Origin of the sequence: Paenibacillus sp. FSL R5-0749 (assembly GCF_038595085.1) — a bacterium.
GTDB lineage: Bacteria > Bacillota > Bacilli > Paenibacillales > Paenibacillaceae > Paenibacillus.
This window is the reverse complement of sequence record NZ_CP152005.1, coordinates 4964623-4991464: the sequence shown is the minus strand read 5'-3', so window position 1 is coordinate 4991464 and position 26842 is coordinate 4964623. Positions and strand designations below refer to the sequence as shown.

The window sequence follows — 26842 nt, the reverse complement described above, 5'->3', positions numbered from 1 at the left end:
TGTGTAGTGTGTATGCCTTGAACCTTTTGTTCAAGGCGAATGAAGTCATTAACGTACATGGAGAAAGGATTGTTTAGCCCATGGCGCATAAAGAACAACGCAGCAGGAGCAAACGGAGTTACATCCTCATGGGTGTAGCCCTGATTGCCCTGCTGGCAGGAGGAGGAATTGTTATCAATCATTTTGCCAATGAATCATCCAAAACACTTGTATTCCAAGAGGAACCGGTACGTCTGAAGCTGGATCAGTCCTACAATCATTTTGAAGGCTGGGGCACATCACTTGCCTGGTGGGCCAACGATCTTGGCGGATGGAAGGATCAGGAGAAGGTTAGTGAAGTGATGGATCTGGTCTTTGACCCGGAGAAAGGATTAGGTCTGAACATCGTTCGTTACAATATTGGCGGTGAGGAAAATCCGGAGATGAAAGCCCTTCGTCCCGGTGGGGACGTACCCGGCTTCCAGCCTGAACCTGGAGAGTGGGACTGGGAGGCCGATGCAGGCCAGCGTGCTGTATTACAAGGCTCGATGGAGCGCGGGGTCAACATTGCCGAAGCATTCTCCAATTCACCACCCTACTGGATGACGATTAGTGGATCGGTCACTGGAGCCGTGGATGGCGGCAATAACCTGCGTGACGACCAGTATGATGCGTTCGCCGATTATCTGACGGAAGTTGTGAAACATTATCGGGATGAGTGGGGGATTACTTTCCGCACCCTGAATCCGCTCAATGAACCTTCCTCCGACTGGTGGAAGAAAGGCAATATGCAGGAAGGCAGTCATTTTACCAATGAGAAGCAGGCCGAGATTATTAAGAAAGTCGCTGCATCGTTGAAGAGCAAAGGGCTGGATGGAACCGTCATTAGTGCCGCAGACGATAACAGCATTGATGAGACGGTGTTCAATTTCAATCTCTATGACCAGGACACACTGGACGTAATCCAGCAGATCAATACCCATTCCTATAATGGTAGCAAAATGGAAGAGCTGCGCACGCTGGCAGAAGGCCATGGCAAGAAGCTGTGGATGTCCGAGTACGGAACAGGCGGCAGCGAGCCGCACAGTCATGAGGACATGACCTCAGTGCAGGAACTCGCAGAGCGGATCATGTTCGATCTGAAAATCATGCAGCCATCCGCCTGGGTATACTGGCAGGCCGTTGAAGATGAAGGCGCCAATAATAACTGGGGCTTCATTCACGCCAATTTTAACGGAGAAGAGCAGTATGAGATGACCAAACAGTACTATGGCATGGCCCAGTTTACGAAGTTTATTCGTCCTGGCGCAACGATTATTCCAACGGATGATGGTCGCACGTTGGCTGCCTATGACGCAGAACGTCAACGACTGGTGCTGGTGATTCGTAATGAATTGTCAGCTGGAACAACGGCGTTTGAACTGAAAGGGTATGCGTATGGAAAATCATCCACCGCGCAGGTGTATCAGACTTCGCCGGATCGGAACATGGGACAGCTTGAAGACATTCCGGTGTATGCCAACGGACTTGAAGTGCCTACGGCAGACAATTCCATTACAACCGTAGTACTGGAAGGCGTGACGTTGCAGGCGAAGTAATAACAGCGATCAGAAGGTTATTCTGTCATCGTAGTCCCAGTGTAAATGGTCATTTAGTTCAACGGATTTGTTTTGCCTTATATTTTTAAAAAAGTCATGGGACATATGAAACTATATAAATTGAATTAAACAGTTACACCAAACGGAGAGGACAGAAAAAACCTGAAGAAGCGAAGCGCTCGCCTACAAGCTTTCTGCAAGAAAGCTACATCGGAAGCATACGCTATCCCCGGATTTTCCCCTTTGAGAAAAGAAAATCAAAAAATCTGAGGATAACAGCGATCGGAAGGTTATTCTGTCATCGAAGGGCGCAGTGTAAATAAGCTTTAGTTCAATTTATATAAAATACAGAGAAGGAGGGGATATCTTTGACAGAGAACACATCCCTTTTGCTTGAGGAACAGGAGAAGAACATCGCCAGGGCTGAGAATGGTGTTCAATCCGAATTAACATATGATGCACGCAGTTTTTTCCTGAACGGAGAGCGTGTATTTCTGAACAGTGCCACGATCCATTATTTCCGTATGCCGAAGGAGGAATGGCGTGAGGTTCTGCTGAAGGCGAAGCTGGCAGGCATGAACTGTATCGACACCTACTTTGCGTGGAACGTACATGAACCGGAAGAAGGACAGTGGTCCTTTGAAGGGGACAACGATTGTGGGGCTTTTCTGGATCTGTGCGCAGAACTGGGCATGTGGGTCATCGCGCGTCCGGGTCCGTTTATCTGTGCGGAATGGGATTTTGGCGGTTTTCCATACTGGCTTTGTACGAAGGACGGCGTGAAATTCCGGGAGAATAATGAGACGTATCTGCACTATGTGAATTTGTATTTTGACCGGATTGTGCCGATTATTCGGGAGCGCCAGTTATCTGCCGGGGGCACGGTCATTCTCGTTCAAGTGGAGAATGAGTATGAGTACCTGATGGATGACGCCGCCGCAAGTGAACATATGATTACGCTGAGGGATGGATTGTTGCAACGTGGCATTGACGCTACGCTGATTACATGCGTTGGCGGGGCGGAAGGCACGATTGAAGGGGCTAATTTCTGGTCGGGTGCTGACGGGCATTATGAGAAACTTCGAGCCAAACAGCCGGACACCCCGAAGATGGTCACGGAATTCTGGACCGGATGGTTCGAGAATTGGGGAGGGCCTTCGGCTATTCAGAAGACGGCGCCTTTGCTGGAGCGACGCATCATGGAGATTCTGCGTGCCGGGTATACCGGAATCAGCTATTACATGTTCTACGGCGGCACGAACTTTGGTGGATATGGCGGAAGAACGATGGGTAGCAGTGACATTTTCATGATTACGTCTTATGACTATGATGCACCGCTAAACGAATATGGTCGGGTGACACCGAAATATGCGGTAACCAAAAATCTGTCTTACTTCGTCCATGCTTTCGGGGCCTTTCTGATGGAAACAGAGGAAATTCCAGAAGAACAGATCGTTGTACGTCATCCTGAAGGCTTATCTGTACGAGGCAGACAGGCGGACAACCAGAAGATTTGGTTCTTGGAGAGTCACAAGGATGAACGCGAGACGATGCACATTACGCTTGAAGAAGGGCGTACTCTTCCCGTATCGCTGAATCCGGGACAGATTGTTCCATTGCTGGATCGAGTACAGATTGCGGACCAGGTATACCTGACTGCGGGCACGATGATTACAGGCAATGAAATGATCAACGGAGAATTGAACCTGTTCATCGTGGCCCCAGCAGGCCAGCGTTCCATAGTTGAATTGGAAGCGGTGGACTTGAACGTCATGGACAGTTCGGTGCAAGTGCTGGTCGAGCATGATTCAGCAAGGAACGTACACCGCTTCGACCTGTTCCATTTCCAGGAGCCGGGAATGATCCAACTGGAAGCAAACGGCACACCGATCCGTTTCGTCATTCTGGATCAAGAGATGATGAATCGAACATGGCGATTGGAAGCAACCAATCAGAAGGGACTACGTTATGCAATCGGGTTCGATGACGTGGACGTGTTACCATCGGGTCAGGTGAAGGGCATGATCACGGATCCGGATCGCACGATTACGCTGCTTGGTGACTGGACAGATGGAGAACGGACATTAACAGGTCACGAATTCTTTGCCAGCGAGGAGTCTATTGCAGATATACAGCAGCAGCTTGCGTGGAGATCACCGAGTGCGCCGACGTTATCTGCTTCGCCTGAGCTGTCTCGTATTACGTTAACTGCGATGCAACGCTCGGCGAGTGGACAACCGGAAGACTTTTCCCGGTATGGACAAGATTTTGGTTATCTATTGTACGAATGCGATTTCGAGAGTGCAACCGAAGGGATGACCAGTCTCATTTTGCCAGATATTCAGGATACCGCCAGGATTATTGTCAATGGAGTACAACAGGTACTGGTTCGTCAGGTAGGTGCCGCAGGAGTACAGTTGCAAGTAGTCCAAGGGAAGAACACACTTCAGATTCTGGTGCAGCATATGGGCAGATTGAACTTCTCTCCGTATTTGGGTGAGAGCAAAGGTCTGGCTGGTGCTGTGTATCTGGATGGCCAGGTTCAGGATATTCGTCGGGATTGGCATACGGAGAGTAGACTTGTGCATCTCGATGAGGTGAACGCTATACATGGGGCGCCACTTCTGAGCAGAAGCTTTACGCTGGATGGTAGGGATCGGGCGATACTGGTGGGTGCCTTGAGTAAAGGCCTTCGTATCAATGGCATTGAAGTTCCGATGGAGGGATATCAGGATTGGTTTGCCTTCCAGACACTAGACATTTCCTTGTATATCAAGCCCGGAGAGACGAATACACTGGAAATGCTGTATAGCCGTTCCTCACTGAACCGACTGGAACTGATCACGTATCCAAGTCAGGGAGAACTGAAAGATTGGCGTATGGCAGGAACGGATGCTTTACTTCCGGAACAATGGGAGCGCACTGAAACAGGGCAAGAACTGGCTCAACGTAGCGTACAGGGGTCCATCCTGCGTACGGCACAGTCTGGTGTCGCCAAAAGTGGCAATGGGAATGCCAACCCGGTGACCTATACCTCAGACGGTGGAGGCTCAAGTGCTGCGGTGAGCGAGAAATCTCAGCCCACATCTAATGCTCCTCAAGCACAAGGCTTGCATGGTCAGCCTGTCTGGTACCGCTGGCATTTCACCAAGCCCGTAGTATCCGAGCATCATAAGGTGAACTTGATGCTTCGTCTGACCGGAATGAGCAAAGGAACCATTCACCTGAATGGACATCATCTGGGCCGTTACTGGCAGATTGGTCCACAAGAGGATTACAAGATCCCGGTAGCTTGGTTACAGGAAGAGAATGAATTGCTTTTGTTCGATGAAGAAGGCAGAACACCAACACATGTACGTTTCCTGCTGGATGCATTATCCCGTTATCCGTGGGTTGTCGTGAACTAGCTCATGTATTAGTCGGTAGATGGCTTACCCATATCCAACTATGGCGGGGAACGATAATTGAACCGGGAGAGTTCAAGTTGGAGCATTTTTTAGAGAAGTAAATTAGGTCGAGAAAGCAGCATCACATACCGCATAAGTTTACCTTTTTATCGCAACCATACCACCTCATTTTCTTAGCCCAATTTACCTGAGTTTGTGAGTCATCTGATTCAGTCCTCTGAGTGAATTAGGCTAAGGGAATCGGGGAACTATGGTTATCAGATTTTTACAATAAGCGAGATAAACATTGCAACTTTAATTTTGTAACCGTTTACATATAAAATGATTGTTCATCCATGATCTGTGAAGGGAGTGATGCTTCATGTAATTGGAATTTGAACAGTAGTCCGTAAGGTTGTTAAGTCTAATTCATTATTTCATTCGATCATGGATAAGGAGATGACCTGATGTTAACGAAGAGGAAAGACAGAGCAAGAGGACCCAGCGTTTTCAAGGCTGGAATGATCCTTCTGCTTGGAACATTGCTTCTATTAACGATGTTATTCCCCAATACAGCGAGAGCGGCGACAAGTGTCTATACGATATCCGCCTTCACGAACACAAGTGAGTCCAATATGTATATCTATGAATCCTATAATGCAACACATTACGGTTTGCTAAAAGGGCCAGCCTATACACCTCCGTCCGATCTGATTCGCGATCCCAGCATCATGAAACACACCGATGGTCTGTATTACGTCGTCTACACCACGAATTGGTCGGGTAACACCATAGGCATCGCTTCCAGCCCCGATAAAGTGAACTGGACATTTGTTCGTAACATTAACTTATCCACACCTGCCACAATCGCACACACCTGGGCACCGGAATGGTTCAAAGACAGCAACGGCAGTCTGAACGTTATCGTGTCCCTCTCACCAGGCAACTATGAGAATTTCAAACCTTATGTCATTACCGCTTCAGGCAGCAATTTAACATCTACCGCATGGTCTGCACCTACTGAACTGGCAGGCATTGCTCCTAATTATATCGACACTTTTATTGTGAAGACAGGTTCTACCTATCATGCTTTTACCAAAAATGAGACCACCAAATACATCGAATATGCGACTTCCACTTCGCTAAAGGGTCCTTATACTTTCAAAGGTACAGGAGATTGGGCAGGTTGGGGATCTTGGGTTGAAGGCCCCGCGCTTGTTCAGCTGGATAATGGCTCCTGGCGAATCTACTTTGACGGCTATGCGACACAAAAATATTACTACAGCGACTCTGCTGACAATTTCCAGACTTGGAGTACCAAGCAAGAGATTGCGGGTCTTACCGGACTGGTCCGGCATATGACCGTATTGAAAGAGTCCGGACAGCCGGGTGATATCCGCAAGTTGGAGTCATTCAATGTACCGGGAAGCTTCATTCGTCATTACAACTATCAGGCGCGAATCGACGCCAATGTGAGTCCGGCGGAAGATGCACAATTCCGTATTGTTCCCGGGCTGGCGAATGCAACAGGCATTTCGTTTGAGTCCATGAATTATCCGGGTTATTTCCTGCGCAATACTAATGGCAACATTACACTCGTGAAAAATGACGGCAGCGTTACCTTCCGAAATGACGCCACGTTCAAACGTGTCAATGGACTTGCTAACACCAGTTGGACATCGTATGCCTCGTTTAGTAACCCGAACCTGTATCTGAGACATTACAACAATGTGCTGAAATTAGAAGCTGTCGTTACTGCCCTCGATAAGTCAGACGCGACCTTCCGAGAGGTCGCACAATAATAGGTCTTCGTTTTCTAAGTTAAACTATACATTTACACGACAACGGAGAGGGCAGAAATAACTTGAAGAAGCGAAGCGTGCGCCTAAAAGCTTTCTGAAAGAAAGCTGCATCGGAAGCATACGCTATCCCCGGATTTTCCCTTTAAAGAATAATTAAAAATCTGGGGATAACAGCGATCGGAAAGTTGTTCTGACATCGGAGTGCAAGTGTAAATCACAAGGAGTGAAGTGGATGAAATGGTTAAAACGAATGGGTTCGCTGCTGCTGGCAGGAAGTCTGCTAACAAGTAGTCTGGGACTGGGTTCAGAAGTGTCTGCTGCTGGAGCTTACACGGCTGTTGCCGATCCATCGAAGCAATATCAGACGATGGAAGGATGGGGAACATCCCTCGCGTGGTGGGGCAAAGTGGTTGGAGAATATTCCAATCGGGATGAGTATGTAGAGAAAATGTTCAACGCGAATACCGGACTGGGGCTGAACATCCTGCGGTATAACATTGGAGGCGGGGATAATCCATCTTCCAATGTCCTTGAATATCGCAAAGCCGTTCCTGGTTATCAGCCTTCTCCCGGCGTGTATGACTGGAATGCAGATGCAAACCAACGATATATGCTGCAGGCTGCCAAAGCGCAAGGTGTAAATATCATCGAAGCTTTTGCCAATTCCGCACCTTACTGGATGACGATCAGCGGCAATGTGTCCGGTTCGGCGAGTGGTGGGAATAACCTTAAGCCCGATTACTACGATGATTTTGCCGATTACTTAACCGAGGTTGTGAAGCATTTTCGGGATAACTGGGGAATCACATTTGATAGTGTAACTCCACTGAATGAACCGATCTCGACGTGGTGGAAGCAGGGCAACGACCAGGAGGGCATGCACTTTGACCGGGCGGATCAGAACACCATTCTGAGTCAGGTACAAGCCTCGTTGAATGCGAAGGGCCTGTCCACGAAGCTGAGCGCACCGGAAGAATACAGTATCGATGATACCAATGTGTCGTTCAACAGCTACAGCAATGCGGTTAAATCAGCGATTACTCAAATCAATACCCATACGTATGGTGGAAGCAATCGTACGGCTTTGCGCAACACAGCGACTTCTGCGGGCAAACATCTGTGGACCTCGGAATATGGCGATGGGGATGCAAGTGGACTTACGATGTCACGTACCATTCTCAAGGATATTCGCAATATGGGCGCAAGTGGATGGGTATATTGGCAAGCCGTGGATAGTGCCGACGGATGGGGATTCTTCAAGAACGTGTTGAACAATACGCAAACGACCAGCTACACCGTGAACCAAAAATATTATGTCATGGGCAACTACAGCAAATTTATTCGTCCCGGATACAAGATTATCGGCATGAGTGATGCCAACACCCTTGCGGCTTATGATGCAGCTTCCGGCAAAGTCGTGTTGGTCACGACCAATTCGGAATCGACGGATACAACGGTAACCTATGATCTCAGTCGTTTTACGAACACAGGCACGTCTGCTCAGGTATATCGGACCTCTTCGACTGAGAAGTTGCAGCAACTGACCAATATTTCGGTGCAAAACAAAACCTTTACGGCTACGGCCAAGGCTAACTCGGTCACAACTTACGTCATTTCCAATGCATCTTATAATGGGGGTACAGGATATGAAGCCGGCGCCATCTACAAATTAATCAACCGCAACAGCGGACTTGCACTTGATGTAAACGGTGCTTCTACTACGGGTGGGGCAACGATCATTCAGTGGAATGATAACGGAGCAGTCAACCAACAATGGAAGCTGGAGTCAGCTGGTAATGGATATTACAACATCCGTAATGTAGGCAGCGGGCTCTTGTTAGACGTGAATTCGAGTTCCACACAAGGTGGAGCCGCTCTGATTCAGTGGCAGGATAACGGGGGCAACAATCAGCAATGGCTGCCCATTGATGTGGGAGGATATGTGGTGCTTGCGAATCGTAACAGCGGCCTGACGGTGGATATCAATCAAGGGTCTCTGACCGCAGGTGCCTCTACCATTCAGTGGGCCGACAATGGCGGAGCCAATCAGCAATGGAGACTCGTCAAAGTGAATTAGACTTGTGGTCATGAAATAACGTTCTTATGTATCCTTCTTTCTTGGAGGTGCAGTGTCCTAAGTAACACTGTATCCTCCAGGAAAGTAGCTAGTTTATACATATATATGTTCATTCACCTGACTTGTATTTAACGAAAGCGGGATAGGGCGAACCTGCTGATATCCTGATCCGTGTGCCCCGTTTGCACCAAATCGGATAATATTTGCCCAATGGCACTTGCGAACTTAAAGCCATGACCGGAGAAACCGCCGGCCAGCCACACATGTTCATGGGCAGGGTGTCGGTCGATTATAAAATCTTCATCCGAAGTGAATTCATACTTGCATACACTGCCACGCTTCAACTCCCCAGCTGCTTGCGGCATATGAAGCTCAAGCAATCTTCGAAGATCACCCTCATCCGTTTCTTCCGTACCAAAAGGTGCCATTGTACTTCCAGGTGTCCACACCTGACCCGTATCATGACGCCCCATCTTCAGTCCTGATCCGCCAATGCTTGGGAATCCATAATATATACCTTCTTTTCCTGCCAGTGTAAAACTGGGGAAGTGTGCTTCGCCATACAAGGCTTCAGGTGCATCAAACCATCCAACCGTTTTACGTACAGCCTGAATCGGGAGATCCACGAAGGGCTTCAACGTCTGGAACCAGGCACCAGCGCTTAGGATGATGTGATTTGCATGGTATGTCTCACCACTCGAAGTTTGAACTGCAACGGAATGTGGTCCGCATTCAATATGTTCTACGCGAGTATGCGTTAACAAGGTTGCACCATGAGACTCGGCTGCCTTGCGAAAGGCACGAATACAGGGTTCACTATATAAATAACCTGCATCAGGCTCATACATGCCCTCGTAATGTTCAGGTACGGTAATCCCTGGCCAGCGTTTCATCACCTCGGCTGCATGCAATATTTCATAACGAATGCCTGCATCATCTGCATGGCTCAACCGGTTGTGGAAGGAATGAATCTCCGGATCAACCATATTCAGTACACCCGATGGAACAAACAGTGGATCGCCAGTCGTTTCCTCCAGCTCATGCCATAACTTCTGCGCAAGCAATGCCATAGCGATATAGTCAGGCCCACCACTATACACATGGCGCATCAGTCTTGTATCTCCGTGATGACTTCCTTCCGTATGCGGAGGATCAAAGGCATCTATTAATAGGGTTTTGCATCCACTGCGCGATAGATAGTATCCTGCACTCATGCCCATGGAACCGGCTCCAACGATAATAACGTCATATGATGATGTGATGATGGCACGTCCTCTCCTATGTATCCTTTTCTACAGTAATGCCTTAATAGAATATATTAATCGTAAAAGCTAGATGGTGGCAAGTGTAGTAAAATGGACTTCTACAATGGATGTTGCAAAGGAGACCAAGTATGAGTGAGCAATTCAGTTTTGATCTATTTCCATTAATTCAGACAGAACGATTCATCCTCCGGTCGGCAGAGGCTAGGGACAACCATGATCTGCTCGCGTTATATTCGGATGAAGCTGTGGTTCAATATATGCCATTTACTCCTTTTGAATCCTTGGAGGATGCACAGGGTGAGATGAAATGGTATATGAAGATTTTTAAGGAACACACGGGCTTACGTTGGATGATTGAAGACCGTGAAACTCGTAAAGTGATCGGAACCTGTGGGTTCCTGAACTATGAAGATGTACATAATCGTGCAGAGATCGGATACGACTTGTGTTCTTCTTTCTGGGGCCGGGGTGTGATGACAGAAGTAGCCCATGCCGTGTTACATTTTGGATTCACGCATATGCAACTCAATAAGATCGAAGCTAAGGTTGAACCGGAGAACGAGGCATCAATTCTCTTGCTACACAAGCTTGGTTTTCAGAAGGAAGGTTTGCTTCGGCAGCATGAGTTCGAGAAAGGCAGATATATTGACCTTGCGGTGTTCTCCAAGTTACGAAGCGAAATATAGGCAAGATAGCCCACAAGGATTCCAATGACACCATCTCATTCCAGAGCCGTAAGGCTTGTCCCTCTGAATGAGCCCGTGCTATATTGGAGAGATGTGAGGAGATGAGGATATGAAGCTGGTGTCCTGGAATGTGAATGGTTTAAGGGCATGTGTGACCAAAGGATTTATGGATTATTATCAGGAGAGTCAGGCGGATATTTTCTGCCTTCAGGAGACCAAATTACAAGCCGGACAGATTGAGATGGACCTGGGGGAAGACGTTTATCAATATTGGAATTATGCGATTAAAAAAGGTTATTCCGGTACGGCCGTATTTAGCCGAATCAAGCCGATATCCGTTCGTTACGGGATGGAGGAGGACAGCGAGCCAGAAGGCCGGATGATTACGCTGGAGTACGATGAGTTTTATCTGGTGAACGTGTATACACCAAATGCCAAGCGGGATCTCACCCGGCTGCCCTATCGTCTGGAATGGGAGGACCGATTCCGGGGTTATATTCTGCAACTGGAGCAGATCAAACCGGTTATCGTCTGTGGTGACCTGAATGTGGCTCATCAGGAGATCGATCTGAAGAATCCGAAGCCCAATCTGGGCAATTCCGGCTTTACCCTTGAAGAGCGTGGCAAGATGACCGATTTGCTTGCTTCCGGGTATGTGGACAGCTTCCGGCATCTGTATCCGGATCGTACGGATGTGTACAGTTGGTGGTCTTATATGCCGAAAGTCAGAGAACGGAACGTGGGCTGGCGCATTGATTATTTTCTCGTATCCAATCAATTGGCACCCAAGGTGGCGGATGCACATATCGACTGCCATGTGATGGGCAGTGATCATTGCCCCGTGGGTCTTACATTGCAACTATAGGTAAGAATTAGCGTGAGATGGATGAGGTATGAATTTTAGAATACAAGGTTAGATGACTGCAAGTTTCCTAGATGGGAGATTTGCAGTTTTTTTGGCGTTACGGGTAGGGGATTGAAACTGGACTTTGGTTGGGGAAAGGACTGGACTCTGGATTGTTTCAATCCTGCTATTTCTTGGGTACGATTGAAGCATACATATATAGATGAACCTTTGGGATAAGGGGTAGAGAAGATGAAGAAGGGGTTACGGAGAGGGTTAAAGGTGCTGGGAGGCATGATGCTTGCCACAGGACTTATACTGCTGGCAGGTACAGCGTATGAAGCGTATCAATCCACGCAGGATATGAAGTCTTATCCCCCGCCAGGCAAGTATTATGAAGTGAGTGGTCGCAACATGCATCTCTACACCGCTGGCAGAGGAGAAGTTACGGTGGTTTTTGCCTCAGGCTGGGGTACACCCAATCCGTACGTGGATTTCAGTCCGTTGTATGACAAGTTGAAATCCAAGGTGAAAATTGCGGTATACGATCGGTTTGGGTACGGATACAGCGACTATACGAATGAACCTCGTGATGTCGATACGATCTCGGAAGAGATCCACCAATTGCTGCGAACATCCGGACAACGTCCACCTTACATCATGGTAGGTCACTCTCTGGGTTCCTTGGAGACACTCCGGTTTGCGCAAAGATACCCTGATGAGGTGGCTGGCATGGTCATGATCGATGGAGGCAGTCCTGAATATTACAGTACGGTGGAGATGGATACGCCCGAATGGTATTTTGCTTCAGCTCGATTCCTGGTGAAAACAGGCGTAGCGCGTACACTGCTTCATTCGGATCGGATGATGGCAACGCTGGTCATTGACCCGAAGTTGGTTTCTACCCCAATGAAAAAAGCCGCCACCATTTCTACACTGAAGCATGCTTACAATGATAACGTCATGGATGAGATGCGTCACGCCAAGATCAATGCATCACGTGTGCTGGAGAACAAAAAGCAATTTTCTTTTCCACTGACAATCCTGACGGCCGGATCAGATCAACCAAGTAAGGGGAGCCGGGCATGGCAAGCAGATCAAGCAAAATTTGCTTCATGGTCCAAACAAGGAAACCAGCGGCTTGTTCCTGACGCCGAGCATTATATTCATAACAGTCAGCCGGATCTTGTCGCTGCCGAAATCATGAAATTAGTAACAACGTCGATTGACCTATGAGTAACATGATTCCACAAATACATGAAGAACAGGATGAGGAGGAGGGATGGATGAAAAAGTTTAAAGTGATCACCCGTTTCCTGTCCATTCTCATAGCCAGTTGTCTGTTGTCTTTAAGTGTATTATCTGTATCTGTGATATGGGTCAAGAATAACGTTCATGCGGTACCTGTAATTGAGTCGTTTGAGCGGGATTAGCACATAAAACGAATAATAAGGAGTGGTATCGGGATGGTGAAGAGAAGGAAGTATATATTGGCCTGTGCGGCACTGGCGATGATGGTGGCCTTGAGTGCTTGCAGCAGTGCAGCAGAAGAACCGACAGGTGATGCAGAGAAGGTGGACACCGAAGTTTCCTCCGGAACGGGTGAACAAGCGACCAATGAAGAAGTGAGCGAAGCAACAACAAGTGGAGTGACAGAGACGGAGGGTACAACTGAGCCAGCCGAATCGGATTCAGATAGCGGTGAGGAGGTCACTGCTGGAACGAATGAGTTGCCAGGGAATTTGCCAAGTGACTTTCCCCTGCCGGAAGATGCAACCATTCGTTTAGCCAATTCCGGTGAGAATGAAGGCAAGCAATCGGCCATGGTGATCTTCACCACGGAACAAGATATGAAGACCATATCCAAGCTGTACAAAGATTACTTCGATGCCAAAAAGTTGACGGATGCGGGTCAGACGATTGATGACAAAAATATTATTATTCAGGGAACTGACCCGGAAACGCAGGATGCCTGGTCCTTAATTGGAGGGGCATTAGCGTCACAGGAAGGCGTCATTGAACTGACATTGACCTGGTCAGAATCATAGGGAGAATATAAGACTATTGTCCTCTTCTGCTTTCTTTCCTCCTATAATAACGAATCAACGCCAAAATACCTTGCATGCGGAGCCGCATTATTGCTGCACCGCTGCAAGGTATTTTTATTTCGAACTGGAAACCTGACAGGTTACATGGTATGTTATATCATTATAATAGATTAATAGACAACTATAGAAGAAGACAGGAGAGGATTGAACATGATTAGAGTGGGTATTGTTGGTTACGGTAACTTGGGTAAAGGGGTAGAGAAAGCCATTTCCCAGAATGAGGATCTTGAACTGATTGCTGTGTTTACACGTCGTAATCCGGAGCAGATGGTCGCTGAAAGCACAGAAGTTCGCTTTGAGCATATCTCTGCAGCGGAGCAATACATAGGCAAGATCGATGTTATGATCCTCTGTGGTGGCTCGGCAACGGACCTTCCGGAGCAAACACCAGCCATCGCCAAGTTGTTCAATACAGTAGACAGCTTCGATACACATGCCAAGATTCCTGAATTCTACAAGGAAGTGAATGCTGCGGCAGAGCAAGGCGGTCATGTAAGCGTCATTTCCACAGGTTGGGACCCAGGCTTGTTCTCCATGAACCGTCTGCTTGCACAGTCCATCTTGCCAGAAGGAAAAGAGTATACGTTCTGGGGCAAAGGTGTTAGCCAAGGTCACTCGGATGCTATTCGTCGTGTTCCAGGTGTTAAGGCGGGTGTACAGTATACTGTACCTGTGGAAGAGGTTATCAACCGTATTCGTGCAGGAGAGACACCAGAGCTGTCTACACGTGAGAAACATCTGCGTCAATGTTATGTGGTAGCTGAAGATGGCGCCAATCAGGATGAGATCCGTGAGACGATTGTATCGATGCCTAACTACTTTGCGGATTACGATACTACTGTAACGTTCATTACTGAAGAAGAATTAAAATCCGAGCATGAAGGTATGCCGCATGGTGGATTTGTAATTCGCAGTGGTGTTACAGGTGCCGGTCAAAAGCAAATTATTGAATTCGGTCTGAAACTCGACAGCAATCCTGAATTTACAGCGAGTGTACTTGTAGCGTATGCGAGAGCCGCACAACGTTTGAGCGTGGAAGGACATAAGGGAGCGAAAACGGTATTTGATATTCCGCTCGGTCACCTGTCCCCGAAATCGGCTGAAGATCTTCGCCGCGACTTGTTATAATTCTGCTTCATTTCTGTAGTTTCAATAAAAAACAGCTCGTCCCTAGATGTATAGGACGAGCTGTTTTTTGTGTTGTGTTACACCCAGTGTGAGGGAATGTTGAGATGATCAGGTAACTTGGTATTAACATTACCTTTGGCTGCATTAATCTGCGATTGCGTGAGGAAGATGCCACCTCTCAGGTCTGCACCGCCGAGATCCGTATCCCGTAAGTCCGCACCAATCCAATCGGCATTTCGTATATCTGCATTTTGGAGGTTGGCTGCGATCATTAAAGCCCCTCGGAAGCTTGCGCCCCGCAGGTCAGCCCCTTTTAAGTTGGCACCAAAAAAGTCACTTCCGGTACGTTTTTTATTCTTCTTCGACTTCCCTTGTCCATGAGCGGCGGCTGGCACATTCGCACGTATCATTTCACTGGCCTGAACCAAGAGTTGATTCACCGAGGAACGATAATGAACGATGTCCAGACGCAGGAGAGCCGCAGGCTCCAGATTGCTCAAGCGCTCGATCTCCTCATATAACTCACCGAATGCCGAGTGAAGGGCTGATGTCTCCGGTCTCATCATCATTTCCTTCATATAACTGAGCAACTCGTGAATTTGTCGCAATGCAGGCAGACAATCAAACATCTCCTTTGCAGACTCCGGATGATCACGCCAATCCTTGCCCGCGTAGGTTACTTGAGACAGCTTCTGTCCAGCTCCGAAACAGTCATATACCGTACAGCCTTTGAACCCTTTCTGCCGAAGCTGGGTATGGATACCGCAGCGATTGTCCGTGCGCAGATTGGGACAGGGTGTGCCGCTGGCCTTTTCAAAAGCAAAATCAGATGACTTGCCATAGGGCAAGGCAACACAGCACAGGCCAAAACATCGCTCGCAGTCTGCACTCAGATGAGGACTCGCAGTACTGACAAATGGTTGGTTAGACAATGTAAACACTTCCTTATACGAGTACAAATAAATGGAATTACGTCTGTACCACTTTACCATTGCCCTGCGATTAGAGCAATTAGAGACAATGAAAAAAAGACGTTTACCCAAATAAGATGGGAACGCCTTTTAATCGTGGAGAATCACGTATTCAAATTAAACTACACCTTGAGCGATCATGGAATCAGCGACCTTGAGGAAACCGGCGATATTCGCTCCGGCTACGAGGTTACCTTCACAGCCATACTCTTCAGCAGCTTCCACACAGCTGTTGTAGATGTTCTTCATGATGTCATGAAGCTTGGCGTCTACTTCTTCAAATGACCAGGACAACCGCATGCTGTTCTGTGACATTTCAAGAGCAGACACGGCTACACCACCAGCATTAGCCGCTTTGGCTGGACCAAACAGTACGCCCGCGCCGTGGAAGACATCAATGGCAGCCAGGGTGGAAGGCATATTTGCGCCTTCGCCAATGGCTTTCACGCCACCTTTAACCAGAAGGGCAGCAGCTTCTTCATCGATCTCATTTTGCGTCGCACACGGAAGAGCGATATCACAAGGGATAGACCAGATTCCTTCACAGCCTTCGGTATATGTAGCATGCGGATGTTCTTTGATGTATTCGCTGATGCGAAGACGATCAACCTCTTTCAGACGTTTCACGGTATCCAGGTTGATGCCTTGTGGATCGTATATGTAGCCACCTGAGTCACTGCATGCCACGACTTTGGCTCCAAGTTCCTGGGCTTTTTGAATAGCATAGATGGATACATTACCAGACCCAGAGACTACGACTGTGCTGTCTTGGAAACTGAGGTCTTTGGATTGCAGCATCTCCTTCACGAAGTACACACATCCGAAGCCAGTGGCTTCCTTACGTGCCAAGCTTCCTCCGTACAGCAGACCTTTACCTGTCAATACGCCTGCTTCATGCCCACCATGGATACGTTTGTATTGGCCGAACATGTAACCGATTTCCCTTGCGCCTACACCAATGTCACCTGCCGGTACATCGGTATCTGAGCCGATATATTTGTACAGCTCTGTCATGAAGCTTTGCGTGAAACGCATAACTTCCAGATCCGATTTTCCTTTCGGATCGAAGTCAGAACCGCCTTTACCACCGCCGATAGGCAGACCGGTCAAGGCATTTTTGAAGATCTGTTCGAAGCCGAGGAACTTAATAATGCCCGAGTATACAGAAGGGTGGAAGCGAAGTCCGCCTTTGTAAGGACCAATGGCACTGTTGAATTGCACCCGGAATCCACGGTTAACCTGAACTTTGCCCTGATCATCTACCCATGGGACACGGAATGTGATTACACGTTCGGGCTCGACAAGCTGTTCCAGCAGACTATGGTTCCGATATTTCGGGTGTGCTTCAATAACTGGAATAAGGGAATCCAGAATTTCTTTGACAGCTTGATGGAACTCGTCTTCATGCGGATTTCTGGCGACAACCGACTCATAGACGGAATGAACATATTCTGCGGCAGTAACTTGAACGGACTCTGTAGTTTCTTTTGTTATCGTGGACACTTTTTCGATGCACTCCTTTATCGTGTTAAAGTCTTTGAATACCTATTTGCATAAATTGAATAAAAGTTTGTAGTTAAATATACAGTAAAGCAAATAAAAATACGAGATATAAATTCATAAAATGTTTTTTATGCAGTAATTAAAATGTTCTATGGATCTACCACATGATGTGAAGAATGGAGTTATTAAATGGAAGATATGACCACAAATGATAATATAAAAGCGAGTTAGACGAATATACTGGATTAAAATATTAGTTTTGGTAAGATGGTAAGAAGGTCTCGTATCCTGAGGCCTTTTAACAATCAGAAGGAGGACAACAAGATGATGAAGAGAAACATGCCAATCAACATGGAGAACAAGGCTTGTATAGGGGGTGAAATCTATTATGAACCATAGGACTTCCCGCCATAATTGCAGAGAGAAGCTGGTGAGCCAGCTATTTACATTCGGTGAAGAGAAAAGAACATTTCTCGACGCCTATTTCGACGTGCGTGATCCAGAGCGAATACAAATGGAAAAACAACTGCTGGCCTATACGGAATATGTGGAAAAACTGCTACTGGGCCCTGATGAAGATCTGGACTCGGCTGTATTGATCGGCAGTCATATTGATTTCGAATATATCGATTTTCATACGTCAGATTCATTCATGATTGTCATGCCAGAAGATACGGATCCGGATGAGGGTCGCATTTCCTTCCTCTCTCCAGTGGGGAGTCAATTGCTGCTTGGCCGCAAAGGGGAAGTTAGGTCTGTCCATACACCATCAGGTTCCATGAGAATACGCATCACAGGCATTGAGCTGCGGGGCGAAACCTTAAACGAGTCGGCCTTGGGAGGTGCAGATCATGCACTTTAAAGAGACAGACTTACCAGGGATTGGACGTAAATACTGGCTGCATACCCGTAGTGGTGAGCACTTGGTCATTGTGATTCATAATGACGAAAGGCGTGACCTGTTCCATATGGAGTCAGGGGATACACCTGAAGAGATGGGGGATATGGTATCTCTTGTCACCCTTGACGATGATGAAGCCCGGGCGGTAGCCGCCATCGTTGGGGGTATGACCTATAAACCGAAGTTTCAAGATGAGCGTGAAGTCATGCTTGAAGGGTTGTTAATCGAATGGCTACGAATTGAACCTCACGCATCAAGCGTAGGCATGACGATTGGTGAACTGGATATCCGTCAGGCTACGGGCGCTGTTATTCTTGCTGTGGTGACCAAGGAGAAGGAGAAACATTTTAATCCAGGTCCGGATTATGCTTTTACCGCGGGAGCTACAGTTGTCGTTGCCGGTGAACGGAATCAGATTAAACACCTTAAACAATTGTTGACTGATGGACGGACTTAGCCTATGGATATGCTCATATTCGAAGTGGGAATTGCCGTTGCGCTGATTACACTTACTGGGCTGATATCTTCACGATTACGATTTTCAGTCATTCCTTTCTATATTCTGATTGGTATGGCTGTTGGACCACATGCACCACAGATCGGCATAGTGGATTTGCGTTTTATTGAAAGTTCGACCTTTATTGAATTTATGGGCAGGCTTGGCATTTTGTTTTTGCTATTCTACCTGGGTCTGGAGTTCTCTGTCTCCCGTCTATTAAAGTCTGGTAAAGCCATTCTGACCGGAGGCATGTTCTATGTAGGGCTTAATTTTGTCTCTGGATTACTGTTGGGGTGGTTCATGGATCTGCCCCTTCAGGAGACTCTCGTCGTCTGTGGGATCATGACGAGCTCTTCTACAGCCATTGTAGCCAAAGTGCTCGTTGATCTGAAACGCACGGCAAACCCCGAAACAGAGATTATTATGGGCATGATCATGTTCGATGACTTGTTCATCGCGATTCATATCTCAATCCTGACCGGGCTTGTGCTCAGCGGGGCAACTTCATTCTTAAGTGTTCTGCTGGTATCCCTGTCTGCCCTGCTGTTTATTGTGCTGTTCCTGATTATTGGCAGGAAAAGCATCAAATATATTGATAAGGCACTGAATATCAAGTCATCAGAGTTGTTCCTGCTTACCGTCATGACACTGCTCTTCCTGGTAGCTGGTTTCTCGGAAACATTGCATGTAGCGGAAGCCATTGGAGCATTGATGATGGGTCTTGTGCTGGGCGAATCAAGACATGTCAGTCGGATTGAGCACCAGATCATGCCTTTCAAAGATTTTTTTGGTGCCATTTTCTTCTTCAGTTTTGGTCTGACCATCGAGCCGTCTTCACTTGGCGGAGCAATTGGCATGACGATCATTGCCGTTATTCTGACGATCGCCAGTAACTATGGTGCAGGCATGATCGCTGGCAGATTGGCTGGAATGAGTCCTAAGGCCTCCTTGAATGTGGGCTTTACCCTGGTCTCCCGGGGCGAATTCTCCATTATCATGGCGAACATCGGCAAGGCCGGAGGGCTGATGGTATCCATTCAATCTTTTGCCGTATTGTATGTGTTAATTCTGGCTGTGCTGGGGCCTATCCTAACGAAAGAATCTCCGCGTATCTACGCACAGTATGAGCGACTAAGGAAGCGGGTGAAACGAAGGGAGGCAGGATGAGGCGGTGTAGCTGTCCTTGGACAGTCAGAGAATTCTGACCGCAAGGCCTAATAAGCGTCACACGGTTGGAGTGAGAAATCACTCCGGGGTGTGGCGTTTTTTTATTAATAGAAATGGACCGAATATCGGCTTGAAATCATGCTTAACACACCAATTTATCGTATGTATCCATATCTTGTGCGTGGTCGTGAATGTTCAAATTCAGAGGCAGGACTTTGGATGTGATTTGGCAGAAATGGATTGAAAGTAAAAAGTTATTATGTAAAATAATGTTATATTTGATTCTAGCAGTTGAACGTACCATTTACATGAGAATGTAGAGGGGGAATAGCTCATGAACAAGAAAAGTAGATTTCAGCGGTTAAAATGGGCCAGTACAGGGATTTTGCTCAGTCTCGTATTATTTGCTCTACCTGCATCTGCCGCGTGGAATGATACATATGAGGGTTATGCGACGTATACGGGCTCAGGTTACTCGGGAGGTGCGCTGTTGCTTGATCCCATCCCTTCGGACATGAAAATTACTGCACTTAATCCGATCTAGCTCAATTATAACGGTGTCAAAGCTGCTCTAGCGGGAGCCTACCTCGAAGTCCAAGGTCCGAAAGGCAAAACAACGGTCTATGTAACAGACCTCTATCCGGAGGGTGCCAGTGGAGCGCTCGATCTATCGCCAAATGCCTTTAACCTGATTGGTGACCCAAAGGCAGGCAAAATCAATATCAGCTGGAAAGTAGTCAAAGCTCCCACCCAAGGCAATGTCTCCTATCGGATCAAGGAAGGCAGCAGTCAGTGGTGGGCAGCCATTCAGGTCCGCAACCATAAGTATCCGGTGCTGAAGTTCGAAGTGAAACAGAAGGATGGTACGTGGCTCAATCTTGAAAAGCAGGACTATAATCATTTCCTCGGAACCGGACTGGGCAAAGAAAAACTAAACGTTCGTATGACCGATATTCGCGGTCAGGTAATAAATGACACGATCCCAGCTCTACCTAATGATGGATCGGGTGGTGCGTACATCGTACCGGGCAATGTCCAGTTTTCGGATTGACAGATATACGAAGGTGTTATAAAAAGAAGTATGTTCATTGACGAACAGTTCAGCCAGTGTCCGGTCCTGTTGGTTCACCCCGAATTGGACCCCATGACACCGATCAGGTTCAGCCAACCTTTTTTTGATCGTTTGGTGGTAGATAAGGAATGCATCATTTTGGAGGGTGCAGGCCATTTTCCTATAGAACAGCCAGGACTGAAGCAGTTGGAGGTAGCGGTGTTACGATTTTTACAAGAGATTCAATAATCCAATGATATAAGGTCATGATATGGCTTCTAAAATACATAGTTCTCATATCTTTAATATAGAAAACACCTCCCATTAAGGGAGGTGAATTTGAATGTTTTTGATATGAATTGCACGACCGCCAACCTGAATCTGTATAATTTCATTGGAGCTGTCCAAAGTTAATCTGGCTCGGATTTCGGAGGGGCGGTTCATGGTATACCCTTGTCTGATCGTATACGTGTGATGATGAGGATCTGTAAGCTGGTTGTAATGGTGTAAATAACAGAGCATGGCACCATTGGAGGTACCCGTTGCACTCTCTTCCGGTATATCATACAGTGGTGCAAAATTACGACATTCGGTCAGAACGTCCATAACATCTGATTCGAGTGTAAACACGTGATAACCTATGGCATGATGAGCCTTGCTTATTTCCGTGATACGCTGGAAGTCAGGATCAATTTTGGTCAGAACATCAACATCTTTAACAGCTATCATGATATCAGGTAGTCCGGTAGACACAATCTGTACAGGAAGTTCGGAATGTAAATCCTCCGTAGAAATACGTAATGAATCGGCAATCTGCTGACGATCCACGATCTCCCCAAACTCCGGCAATGTCTGTGCCAGATAGACTTCTCCATTGACTTCAATAACGACTGTAAGAATTCCGGCCAGTGTCTCCAGTGTATATGTACCAACATCAACGAGATGTTGTGTTTTCATTAGATAAAATAATGCAATTGTGGCATGCCCGCAGAGATCAACTTCATCACTTGGAGTGAAGAAACGTACTTTGAAATCAGCCTGTTCCGATGGCATAACAAATGCAGTTTCTGAAAAACCGACTTGTCTGGCAATCTCCTGCATCTGGGATTCAGACAAATGCGCTGCTTGTAAAACAACACCTGCGGGGTTTCCGCCAAGAGCCTTGTCCGAAAATGCATGTAATGTACTTACTTCAACTTCCATATTGTTACCTCACTTGTTCAAGTATTGGATTAAGGACTAACATAATCGATAATCGACATTATATCATGATTGTTGAACTGGATAGTGAATCCCTTGATTGCTGTGATTTTTTGAATGAATAGGTCAAGTGACTGCTGGGAAAGGGTAATGAAGGGAGAGAGAGCATAAAGATAATCCAATGGAAAGGCTGGGATCTCTAATGAAAGCAATTGTGATTGAGGAATTTGGTGGAGCGGAACAATTGAAGGAACAAGAAGTAGCCAAGCCAGCATGTGGAGTGAATCAGGTGTTGATCCGAACGCATGCCACGTCGGTCAATCCGGTGGATTTTAAGATTAGGCAAGGCTATATGAAAGAAGCAGCGGATAATTTTCCGTTGATTCTGGGCGGAGATGTTGCGGGTACTGTGGCTGAAGTAGGCTCAAATGTTACAAGGTTCAGAGAAGGTGACAGGGTATTTGCACGTCCGCGCGAATTCGGAACCTATGCAGAATATGTTGCAGTTGATGCAGACATTATTGCCCGTATACCGGAGAATTTAAGCTTCGAGGAAGCGGCAGCGATCCCGCTGGCAGCGATGACGGCTTGGCAAGCTCTTGTAGATCATGGACGTCTAGGTAAAGGGCAGAAGGTACTCATCCATGCTGGGTCAGGTGGTGTGGGAACGTATGCCATTCAGATTGCCAAGTCCCTCGGCGCTGAAGTGGCTTCTACGGCCAGTGATTCAAACGAAGCGTTACTTCGATCGCTAGGTGTGGATCATTTTATCAACTATAAAAAAGAAGATTTCTCGGAGATTCTCTCCGGTTATGATGTTGTACTGGACACCATGGGTGGTGATATTCAGCGCGACAGCTTCAAGGTGTTGAAGTCCGGCGGGCATCTGGTATCCTTGGTGGAACAACCGGATGAGAAGCTTGCCAAGGAAGCTGGAGTGACGGCCAACGTCTTCATGATGGAGCCCAAAGGGGATCAACTGGATCAGTTGGCTGAACTGGCTGCGGAAGGCAAACTCAAATCGGTTATTGATGGAACCTACCCGTTAACTGAGCAGGGATTAAGGGAAGCACACGAGAAAAGTGAATCCCATCATACGCGTGGAAAACTCGTTATTCAGGTGCAATAGAGTTCATTAACTCATAGAAGTATGTGGACTCTTGAGTCCGATTCAGATTGTACCAGGCCTGTAAAGTTTCTGGTGTGAAGACATCCAGCTTCTTCAGTACATGCATCGTAAATTCTAACGGAGCTATTCCAGATGCAGTAACTACATTTCCATCGGTTACTGCTGGCTCCGTTTGATAATAAGTTTCTCCGGTATAATCTGGACATATCATCTTCAGGTATTGCAGATCATTGCTTGTATGCTGTATGGAGTCCAGTAACCCCATCTTTGCGAGTCTAACTGTGGCACCACAAATGGCCGCAACAACCGTACCTTTTTCTATAGCGTCAGTAACTTTTTTTAATAGGGGATCATGGATGGTGTCCATCCAGGTATTTCCTCCCGGAAGAATGATGACGTCGTTACCATTCAACGTACATTCATCAATCGAAATATGGGGAAGGATGTTCAATCCGCCCATGGTAGTTACCGGATGTTGATCTACACCTACGGTTACAACCTGTAAAGGCTCAATATCTTTCTTAAAATATCTTCCCGAATTCAGTTCCGCAGTTAAATAACCTACCTCCCAGTCTGACATCGTATTAAATACATAAAGATATATGTTCTTCTTTTGCATCATACACACCCCTTTTGTTATTCATGATTGGTTGGATTACTCTTGTATTATAAAAAAACTTCACTGACATTTACCGTCAGTGAAGTTTTCAAACCTGATAATGATCAATGAGATCATGCAGAACTTCAACCATTCTTTGCTTCAAACTTATAGGTTCAATGACCTGAACAGATCTGCCATAGGATAAAAGCAAGATAGGAACATATTGAAGGATGTCTTCTTTGTCGAGTGAGAATGTTGCTTTTTCAGCAGTCCGTTCTTGGAGATGGTGTCCCAAAAACCAATGCAGGCATAGGCCATCCAGTGTGCTTGATTTACCTGTAAGCACCAGAGGAATAAATGATGTCGGATTTTGTGCTTCCGGAAGGAGGCTGCCTCTGAAAAATTCACTTGCCGAAAAATGAGGTGGTCGGTTGAACATCATTTCTGTCTGGTTAGCACAAATGATTCGATCCACTCTAAAACTGCGAATGTCATTCCGAAAATGACAAAAGGCTATAACATACCAATGATGATTCCAATAGATTATTCCATAGGGGTCCACGATTCTACACTTGGATTGCTCTTCGTGACTGGTTAGGTAATCGATTTCTACAGACGACTTTTGGAGTACACTTTGCTCTAATGTCTTTAATATGATCTCAGTACTGGGCTCTATTCTTGGCTTCCCAAGGGAACCGATCACTTCAACCCCTTCAAATTGTTGCTTTATCATATTCTCCTGTTCTTGATTGGAGTGCATCATAAGCTTTGAAGTTGCGCTATCTAATGCCTCTCCTAAAAAATACCCAGCTTCTTTGGCGAATATGGCAGCATGAAGTAATGTCGTTTTCTCTCCTACATCCAAAAGAAGAGGACTTTTAATGAATTGATTCAAGAGAGTATACCCGCCATGATGACCCGTGTCAGATATTATCGGTACACCACTGGCGCAAAGTGCATCCATATAACGGTAAACGGTTCGTATATTCATTTCTAATTTTTCAGATATTTGATGGGCTGTAATTTTTCGGCCTGAGTTAAGCAGCCATAGGATGGCCAACATATTATCCAGCTTAGACATTAATTTCACCTCAGAGATTAATCAATCATTTATTTTCTGGTGTAATAAGATATAATAGGGGAAATTTATTCCATTCTGTGCATGAGGTGATACGGATGTCCAACGAACTCATTCAAGCCATTCAATTGTTAAAAGAAAAGAAATGGGTGGATCTGACCCATACATTTGGACCGGAATCCCCACATTTCTCAGCTTTTGAAGAAGCCCAATTTGATACGCTGTTTAATCACGATCAAGGTTTCTTTGCTCAGAGCTTCAAGTTCCCTGGTCAGTATGGTACACATCTTGATGCCCCGATTCACTTTGTTCGGGATACCCGGTATCTGGATGAACTAGGTTTGAAGGAGCTTGTGCTCCCGCTTATCGTCATTGACCAGTCAGCCGAAGTGGCGAATAACCCGGATTTTACACTGGATGTAGAGCATATTCATGAATTTGAAAGAGAACATGGCATGATTGAAGCAGGAAGCTTCGTAGCTTTACGTACGGATTGGAGCAAACGTTGGCCGAGTCATGAAGCATTTGATAACAAGGATGATGAGGGCAACAGTCATGCACCTGGATGGTCGGTGAGTGCACTTATGTTCTTATTTGAGGAACGAAAAATAAAGGCCATTGGGCACGAAACCTTTGACACGGATTCAGCCGTAGATTATCAGAAGAATGGGGCACTCCTGGCAGAATATTATGTGCTTGCTCAGGATACATACCAGGTTGAGCTGTTAACGAATCTGGATCAGGTGCCAGCTAAAGGCGCGGTCATCTTCAATATTGTACCCAAGGCGGAGAAAGCCTCCGGCTTCCCGGTTCGATCCTTTGCTATTCTACCGTGAAACGGGGTAGATCCAAGCATCATTCCATCTTCTTGATACTGAAAACCGACCATTTTGAACGCGCACTAATAGATCAATCAGGTATTAACTAGATTAACTGATCCACATATGTAAGTAGCATGGGAGGCGCAATACGCCTCCTTTTTTATGTTGTTACTTTTGATCCGAATGAGGATCTTGATTAAATCTTTGAGAGATTTTCTTCTCTGTTTTCTTACGCCGTATCCAGCGTTTGAGTACACCTTCTTCTTTGCGTTCTTGCAGTGTCTCCTTCAAGCCTTGAATCATAAATTCCGATCTTCGTCTGTCATCCCGACCAATCTCGCGTAATTCTTTAATAAATTTGTCGTCCATATCTGCCTCTCGCTTATTCAGGATAATTTCATTATACCGAACGTACGTTCTTTTATCAAGTTTTACCATTATGAATGATGTTCGAGATCAATATAGTGAAAAGAAGCGCAGGAACAATGCACGGCATGTGTGAGAATGGTACTAGAGGGGGCGATCATCATCCTTCTAAGATTGACTGTATGAGGCTGAGAAACGAGAGGAAGAAAGGAGCAATTCATGATGAAGCAAAGTGAAGGTAGATCGTGGTTACTCATTTTGATGCATGGAATTCTGGGGGTTGGGGCGATCGTTGGAGGAAGCATGTTAATCATCAACCCAACTGGAAATATGGTGAATTTGCCTGAATCTTTGTTGCTGAATTCTCCGTTTTCCAGTTTTTTGTTTCCGGGAATCATCCTATTGCTGGTTCTTGGTGTGATGCCTATAATGATTGCTATTGCACTCATACGCTGCACTCCTTGGGCGCTGGGTGAAAGGCTGAATCTCTATCCTGACCGCTACTGGGCCTGGACTTTTTCCTTATACACGGGGTTTGCCCTCATCATCTGGATTATGGCGCAGGTGTATTGGATTCAGGATGTCTCTATCATTCACTTGGTCTATTTTGCATGGGGAGTGGGTATTCAAGTTGTGACTTTATTACCTTCTGTACAGCGAACATATTCGAAATAAACTGCTT

General features: G+C 46.5%; 24 protein-coding genes and 1 pseudogene. 18 read left to right on the top strand and 7 right to left on the bottom strand.

Annotated features, from left to right (window positions below):
* The first annotated feature begins 80 nt into the window (after positions 1-80).
* The 4 genes from MKY85_RS22295 to MKY85_RS22280 all read left to right on the top strand — a co-directional run bounded on the left by MKY85_RS22295 (position 81) and on the right by MKY85_RS22280 (position 8842).
* Positions 81-1577, top strand: a complete 1497-nt coding sequence (locus tag MKY85_RS22295; protein WP_342570770.1) for a glycoside hydrolase — start codon at positions 81-83, stop codon at positions 1575-1577.
* 368 nt (positions 1578-1945) lie between these two features.
* Positions 1946-4984: a beta-galactosidase gene (locus MKY85_RS22290; protein ID WP_342570769.1), complete on the top strand. Its 3039-nt coding sequence runs from the start codon at positions 1946-1948 to the stop codon at positions 4982-4984.
* 446 nt (positions 4985-5430) lie between these two features.
* Positions 5431-6765 carry a glycoside hydrolase family 43 protein gene (locus MKY85_RS22285; protein WP_342570768.1) on the top strand — a complete coding sequence of 445 codons (1335 nt, stop codon included), beginning with the start codon at positions 5431-5433 and terminating at the stop codon, positions 6763-6765.
* 232 nt (positions 6766-6997) lie between these two features.
* Complete coding sequence (locus tag MKY85_RS22280; protein WP_342570767.1) at positions 6998-8842, top strand: RICIN domain-containing protein; 1845 nt, start codon at positions 6998-7000, stop codon at positions 8840-8842.
* 128 nt (positions 8843-8970) lie between these two features.
* On the opposite strand, the gene solA is transcribed toward MKY85_RS22280, so the two are convergent.
* On the bottom strand, positions 8971-10104 hold the full coding sequence (gene solA, locus MKY85_RS22275) for an N-methyl-L-tryptophan oxidase (protein WP_342573459.1): 1134 nt from the start codon (positions 10102-10104) through the stop codon (positions 8971-8973).
* A gap of 131 nt (positions 10105-10235) precedes the next feature.
* Here solA and MKY85_RS22270 point away from each other — a divergent pair, with 131 nt between their 5' ends.
* The 6 genes from MKY85_RS22270 to MKY85_RS22245 all read left to right on the top strand — a co-directional run bounded on the left by MKY85_RS22270 (position 10236) and on the right by MKY85_RS22245 (position 14873).
* Positions 10236-10793: a GNAT family protein gene (locus MKY85_RS22270; protein ID WP_342570766.1), complete on the top strand. Its 558-nt coding sequence runs from the start codon at positions 10236-10238 to the stop codon at positions 10791-10793.
* Between the two features lie 109 nt (positions 10794-10902).
* On the top strand, positions 10903-11658 hold the full coding sequence (locus MKY85_RS22265) for an exodeoxyribonuclease III (RefSeq protein ID WP_339236583.1): 756 nt from the start codon (positions 10903-10905) through the stop codon (positions 11656-11658).
* A 231-nt stretch (positions 11659-11889) separates the two neighbouring features.
* Entirely contained in the window at positions 11890-12873 is a 984-nt protein-coding gene (locus MKY85_RS22260; RefSeq protein WP_342570765.1) for an alpha/beta hydrolase, read from the top strand.
* Positions 12874-12923: 50 nt separating this feature from the next.
* On the top strand, positions 12924-13070 hold the full coding sequence (locus tag MKY85_RS22255; RefSeq protein ID WP_339236578.1) for a hypothetical protein: 147 nt from the start codon (positions 12924-12926) through the stop codon (positions 13068-13070).
* Positions 13071-13103: 33 nt separating this feature from the next.
* Complete coding sequence (locus MKY85_RS22250; protein ID WP_339236575.1) at positions 13104-13685, top strand: hypothetical protein; 582 nt, start codon at positions 13104-13106, stop codon at positions 13683-13685.
* A 204-nt stretch (positions 13686-13889) separates the two neighbouring features.
* A complete protein-coding gene (locus MKY85_RS22245) occupies positions 13890-14873 on the top strand; it encodes a diaminopimelate dehydrogenase (RefSeq protein WP_133385759.1) in 984 nt (327 codons plus the stop codon).
* Between the two features lie 77 nt (positions 14874-14950).
* Here MKY85_RS22245 and MKY85_RS22240 read toward each other — a convergent pair whose 3' ends face one another.
* Entirely contained in the window at positions 14951-15805 is an 855-nt protein-coding gene (locus MKY85_RS22240; RefSeq protein ID WP_339256709.1) for a pentapeptide repeat-containing protein, read from the bottom strand.
* Positions 15806-15961: 156 nt separating this feature from the next.
* On the bottom strand, positions 15962-17347 hold the full coding sequence (gene gdhA, locus MKY85_RS22235; RefSeq protein ID WP_339236569.1) for an NADP-specific glutamate dehydrogenase: 1386 nt from the start codon (positions 17345-17347) through the stop codon (positions 15962-15964).
* Between the two features lie 388 nt (positions 17348-17735).
* Here gdhA and MKY85_RS22230 point away from each other — a divergent pair, with 388 nt between their 5' ends.
* The 5 genes and pseudogenes from MKY85_RS22230 (at position 17736) to MKY85_RS22210 (ending at position 21214) form a co-directional block, all read left to right on the top strand.
* Complete coding sequence (locus tag MKY85_RS22230; RefSeq protein ID WP_339236567.1) at positions 17736-18209, top strand: GreA/GreB family elongation factor; 474 nt, start codon at positions 17736-17738, stop codon at positions 18207-18209.
* Positions 18199-18705, top strand: coding sequence for a cation:proton antiporter regulatory subunit (locus MKY85_RS22225; RefSeq protein WP_339256707.1), 507 nt, complete (start codon positions 18199-18201; stop codon positions 18703-18705). The genes MKY85_RS22230 and MKY85_RS22225 overlap by 11 nt, the downstream gene beginning before the upstream one ends.
* Positions 18706-18708: 3 nt before the next feature.
* On the top strand, positions 18709-19914 hold the full coding sequence (locus MKY85_RS22220) for a cation:proton antiporter (RefSeq protein WP_339256705.1): 1206 nt from the start codon (positions 18709-18711) through the stop codon (positions 19912-19914).
* A gap of 334 nt (positions 19915-20248) precedes the next feature.
* Positions 20249-20965, top strand: a pseudogene (locus tag MKY85_RS22215) (expansin EXLX1 family cellulose-binding protein).
* A 30-nt stretch (positions 20966-20995) separates the two neighbouring features.
* Positions 20996-21214, top strand: a complete 219-nt coding sequence (locus MKY85_RS22210; protein ID WP_339256703.1) for an alpha/beta hydrolase — start codon at positions 20996-20998, stop codon at positions 21212-21214.
* Between the two features lie 75 nt (positions 21215-21289).
* Here MKY85_RS22210 and MKY85_RS22205 read toward each other — a convergent pair whose 3' ends face one another.
* Entirely contained in the window at positions 21290-22168 is an 879-nt protein-coding gene (locus MKY85_RS22205; protein WP_339256702.1) for a PhzF family phenazine biosynthesis protein, read from the bottom strand.
* A gap of 199 nt (positions 22169-22367) precedes the next feature.
* Here MKY85_RS22205 and MKY85_RS22200 point away from each other — a divergent pair, with 199 nt between their 5' ends.
* Positions 22368-23294 carry an NADP-dependent oxidoreductase gene (locus MKY85_RS22200; RefSeq protein ID WP_339256700.1) on the top strand — a complete coding sequence of 309 codons (927 nt, stop codon included), beginning with the start codon at positions 22368-22370 and terminating at the stop codon, positions 23292-23294.
* Here MKY85_RS22200 and MKY85_RS22195 read toward each other — a convergent pair.
* Positions 23278-23913 carry a type 1 glutamine amidotransferase family protein gene (locus tag MKY85_RS22195; protein WP_339261490.1) on the bottom strand — a complete coding sequence of 212 codons (636 nt, stop codon included), beginning with the start codon at positions 23911-23913 and terminating at the stop codon, positions 23278-23280. The two genes, MKY85_RS22200 and MKY85_RS22195, sit on opposite strands and share 17 nt — an antisense overlap.
* 88 nt (positions 23914-24001) lie before the next feature.
* Positions 24002-24976, bottom strand: a complete 975-nt coding sequence (locus MKY85_RS22190) for a YafY family protein (RefSeq protein ID WP_339236549.1) — start codon at positions 24974-24976, stop codon at positions 24002-24004.
* A gap of 95 nt (positions 24977-25071) precedes the next feature.
* On the opposite strand from MKY85_RS22190, the gene MKY85_RS22185 reads away from it, so the two are divergent.
* Complete coding sequence (locus MKY85_RS22185; protein ID WP_253439702.1) at positions 25072-25809, top strand: cyclase family protein; 738 nt, start codon at positions 25072-25074, stop codon at positions 25807-25809.
* A gap of 153 nt (positions 25810-25962) precedes the next feature.
* On the opposite strand, the gene MKY85_RS22180 is transcribed toward MKY85_RS22185, so the two are convergent.
* Positions 25963-26163, bottom strand: coding sequence for a hypothetical protein (locus tag MKY85_RS22180; RefSeq protein WP_339236546.1), 201 nt, complete (start codon positions 26161-26163; stop codon positions 25963-25965).
* Positions 26164-26379: 216 nt separating this feature from the next.
* Here MKY85_RS22180 and MKY85_RS22175 point away from each other — a divergent pair, with 216 nt between their 5' ends.
* The gene (locus MKY85_RS22175) at positions 26380-26835 is read left to right on the top strand and encodes a hypothetical protein (protein WP_339256697.1); all 456 of its coding nucleotides are present in this window, start codon (positions 26380-26382) and stop codon (positions 26833-26835) included.
* The last annotated feature ends 7 nt before the right edge of the window (positions 26836-26842 follow it).

Bases quoted from the DNA above. Each gene is read 5' to 3' on its own strand.
- MKY85_RS22285 (WP_342570768.1), top strand. From the start codon at position 5,431: ATGTTAACGAAGAGGAAAGACAGAGCAAGAGGACCCAGCGTTTTCAAG.
- MKY85_RS22225 (WP_339256707.1), top strand. From the start codon at position 18,199: ATGCACTTTAAAGAGACAGACTTACCAGGGATTGGACGTAAATACTGG.
- MKY85_RS22295 (WP_342570770.1), top strand. From the start codon at position 81: ATGGCGCATAAAGAACAACGCAGCAGGAGCAAACGGAGTTACATCCTC.
- MKY85_RS22175 (WP_339256697.1), top strand. From the start codon at position 26,380: ATGATGAAGCAAAGTGAAGGTAGATCGTGGTTACTCATTTTGATGCAT.
- MKY85_RS22220 (WP_339256705.1), top strand. From the start codon at position 18,709: ATGGATATGCTCATATTCGAAGTGGGAATTGCCGTTGCGCTGATTACA.
- MKY85_RS22200 (WP_339256700.1), top strand. From the start codon at position 22,368: ATGAAAGCAATTGTGATTGAGGAATTTGGTGGAGCGGAACAATTGAAG.
- MKY85_RS22230 (WP_339236567.1), top strand. From the start codon at position 17,736: ATGAACCATAGGACTTCCCGCCATAATTGCAGAGAGAAGCTGGTGAGC.
- MKY85_RS22255 (WP_339236578.1), top strand. From the start codon at position 12,924: ATGAAAAAGTTTAAAGTGATCACCCGTTTCCTGTCCATTCTCATAGCC.
- MKY85_RS22270 (WP_342570766.1), top strand. From the start codon at position 10,236: ATGAGTGAGCAATTCAGTTTTGATCTATTTCCATTAATTCAGACAGAA.
- MKY85_RS22280 (WP_342570767.1), top strand. From the start codon at position 6,998: ATGAAATGGTTAAAACGAATGGGTTCGCTGCTGCTGGCAGGAAGTCTG.
- MKY85_RS22195 (WP_339261490.1), bottom strand. From the start codon at position 23,913: ATGCAAAAGAAGAACATATATCTTTATGTATTTAATACGATGTCAGAC.
- MKY85_RS22250 (WP_339236575.1), top strand. From the start codon at position 13,104: ATGGTGAAGAGAAGGAAGTATATATTGGCCTGTGCGGCACTGGCGATG.
- MKY85_RS22260 (WP_342570765.1), top strand. From the start codon at position 11,890: ATGAAGAAGGGGTTACGGAGAGGGTTAAAGGTGCTGGGAGGCATGATG.
- MKY85_RS22205 (WP_339256702.1), bottom strand. From the start codon at position 22,168: ATGGAAGTTGAAGTAAGTACATTACATGCATTTTCGGACAAGGCTCTT.
- MKY85_RS22185 (WP_253439702.1), top strand. From the start codon at position 25,072: ATGTCCAACGAACTCATTCAAGCCATTCAATTGTTAAAAGAAAAGAAA.
- MKY85_RS22265 (WP_339236583.1), top strand. From the start codon at position 10,903: ATGAAGCTGGTGTCCTGGAATGTGAATGGTTTAAGGGCATGTGTGACC.
- MKY85_RS22180 (WP_339236546.1), bottom strand. From the start codon at position 26,163: ATGGACGACAAATTTATTAAAGAATTACGCGAGATTGGTCGGGATGAC.
- MKY85_RS22190 (WP_339236549.1), bottom strand. From the start codon at position 24,976: ATGTCTAAGCTGGATAATATGTTGGCCATCCTATGGCTGCTTAACTCA.
- MKY85_RS22210 (WP_339256703.1), top strand. From the start codon at position 20,996: ATGTTCATTGACGAACAGTTCAGCCAGTGTCCGGTCCTGTTGGTTCAC.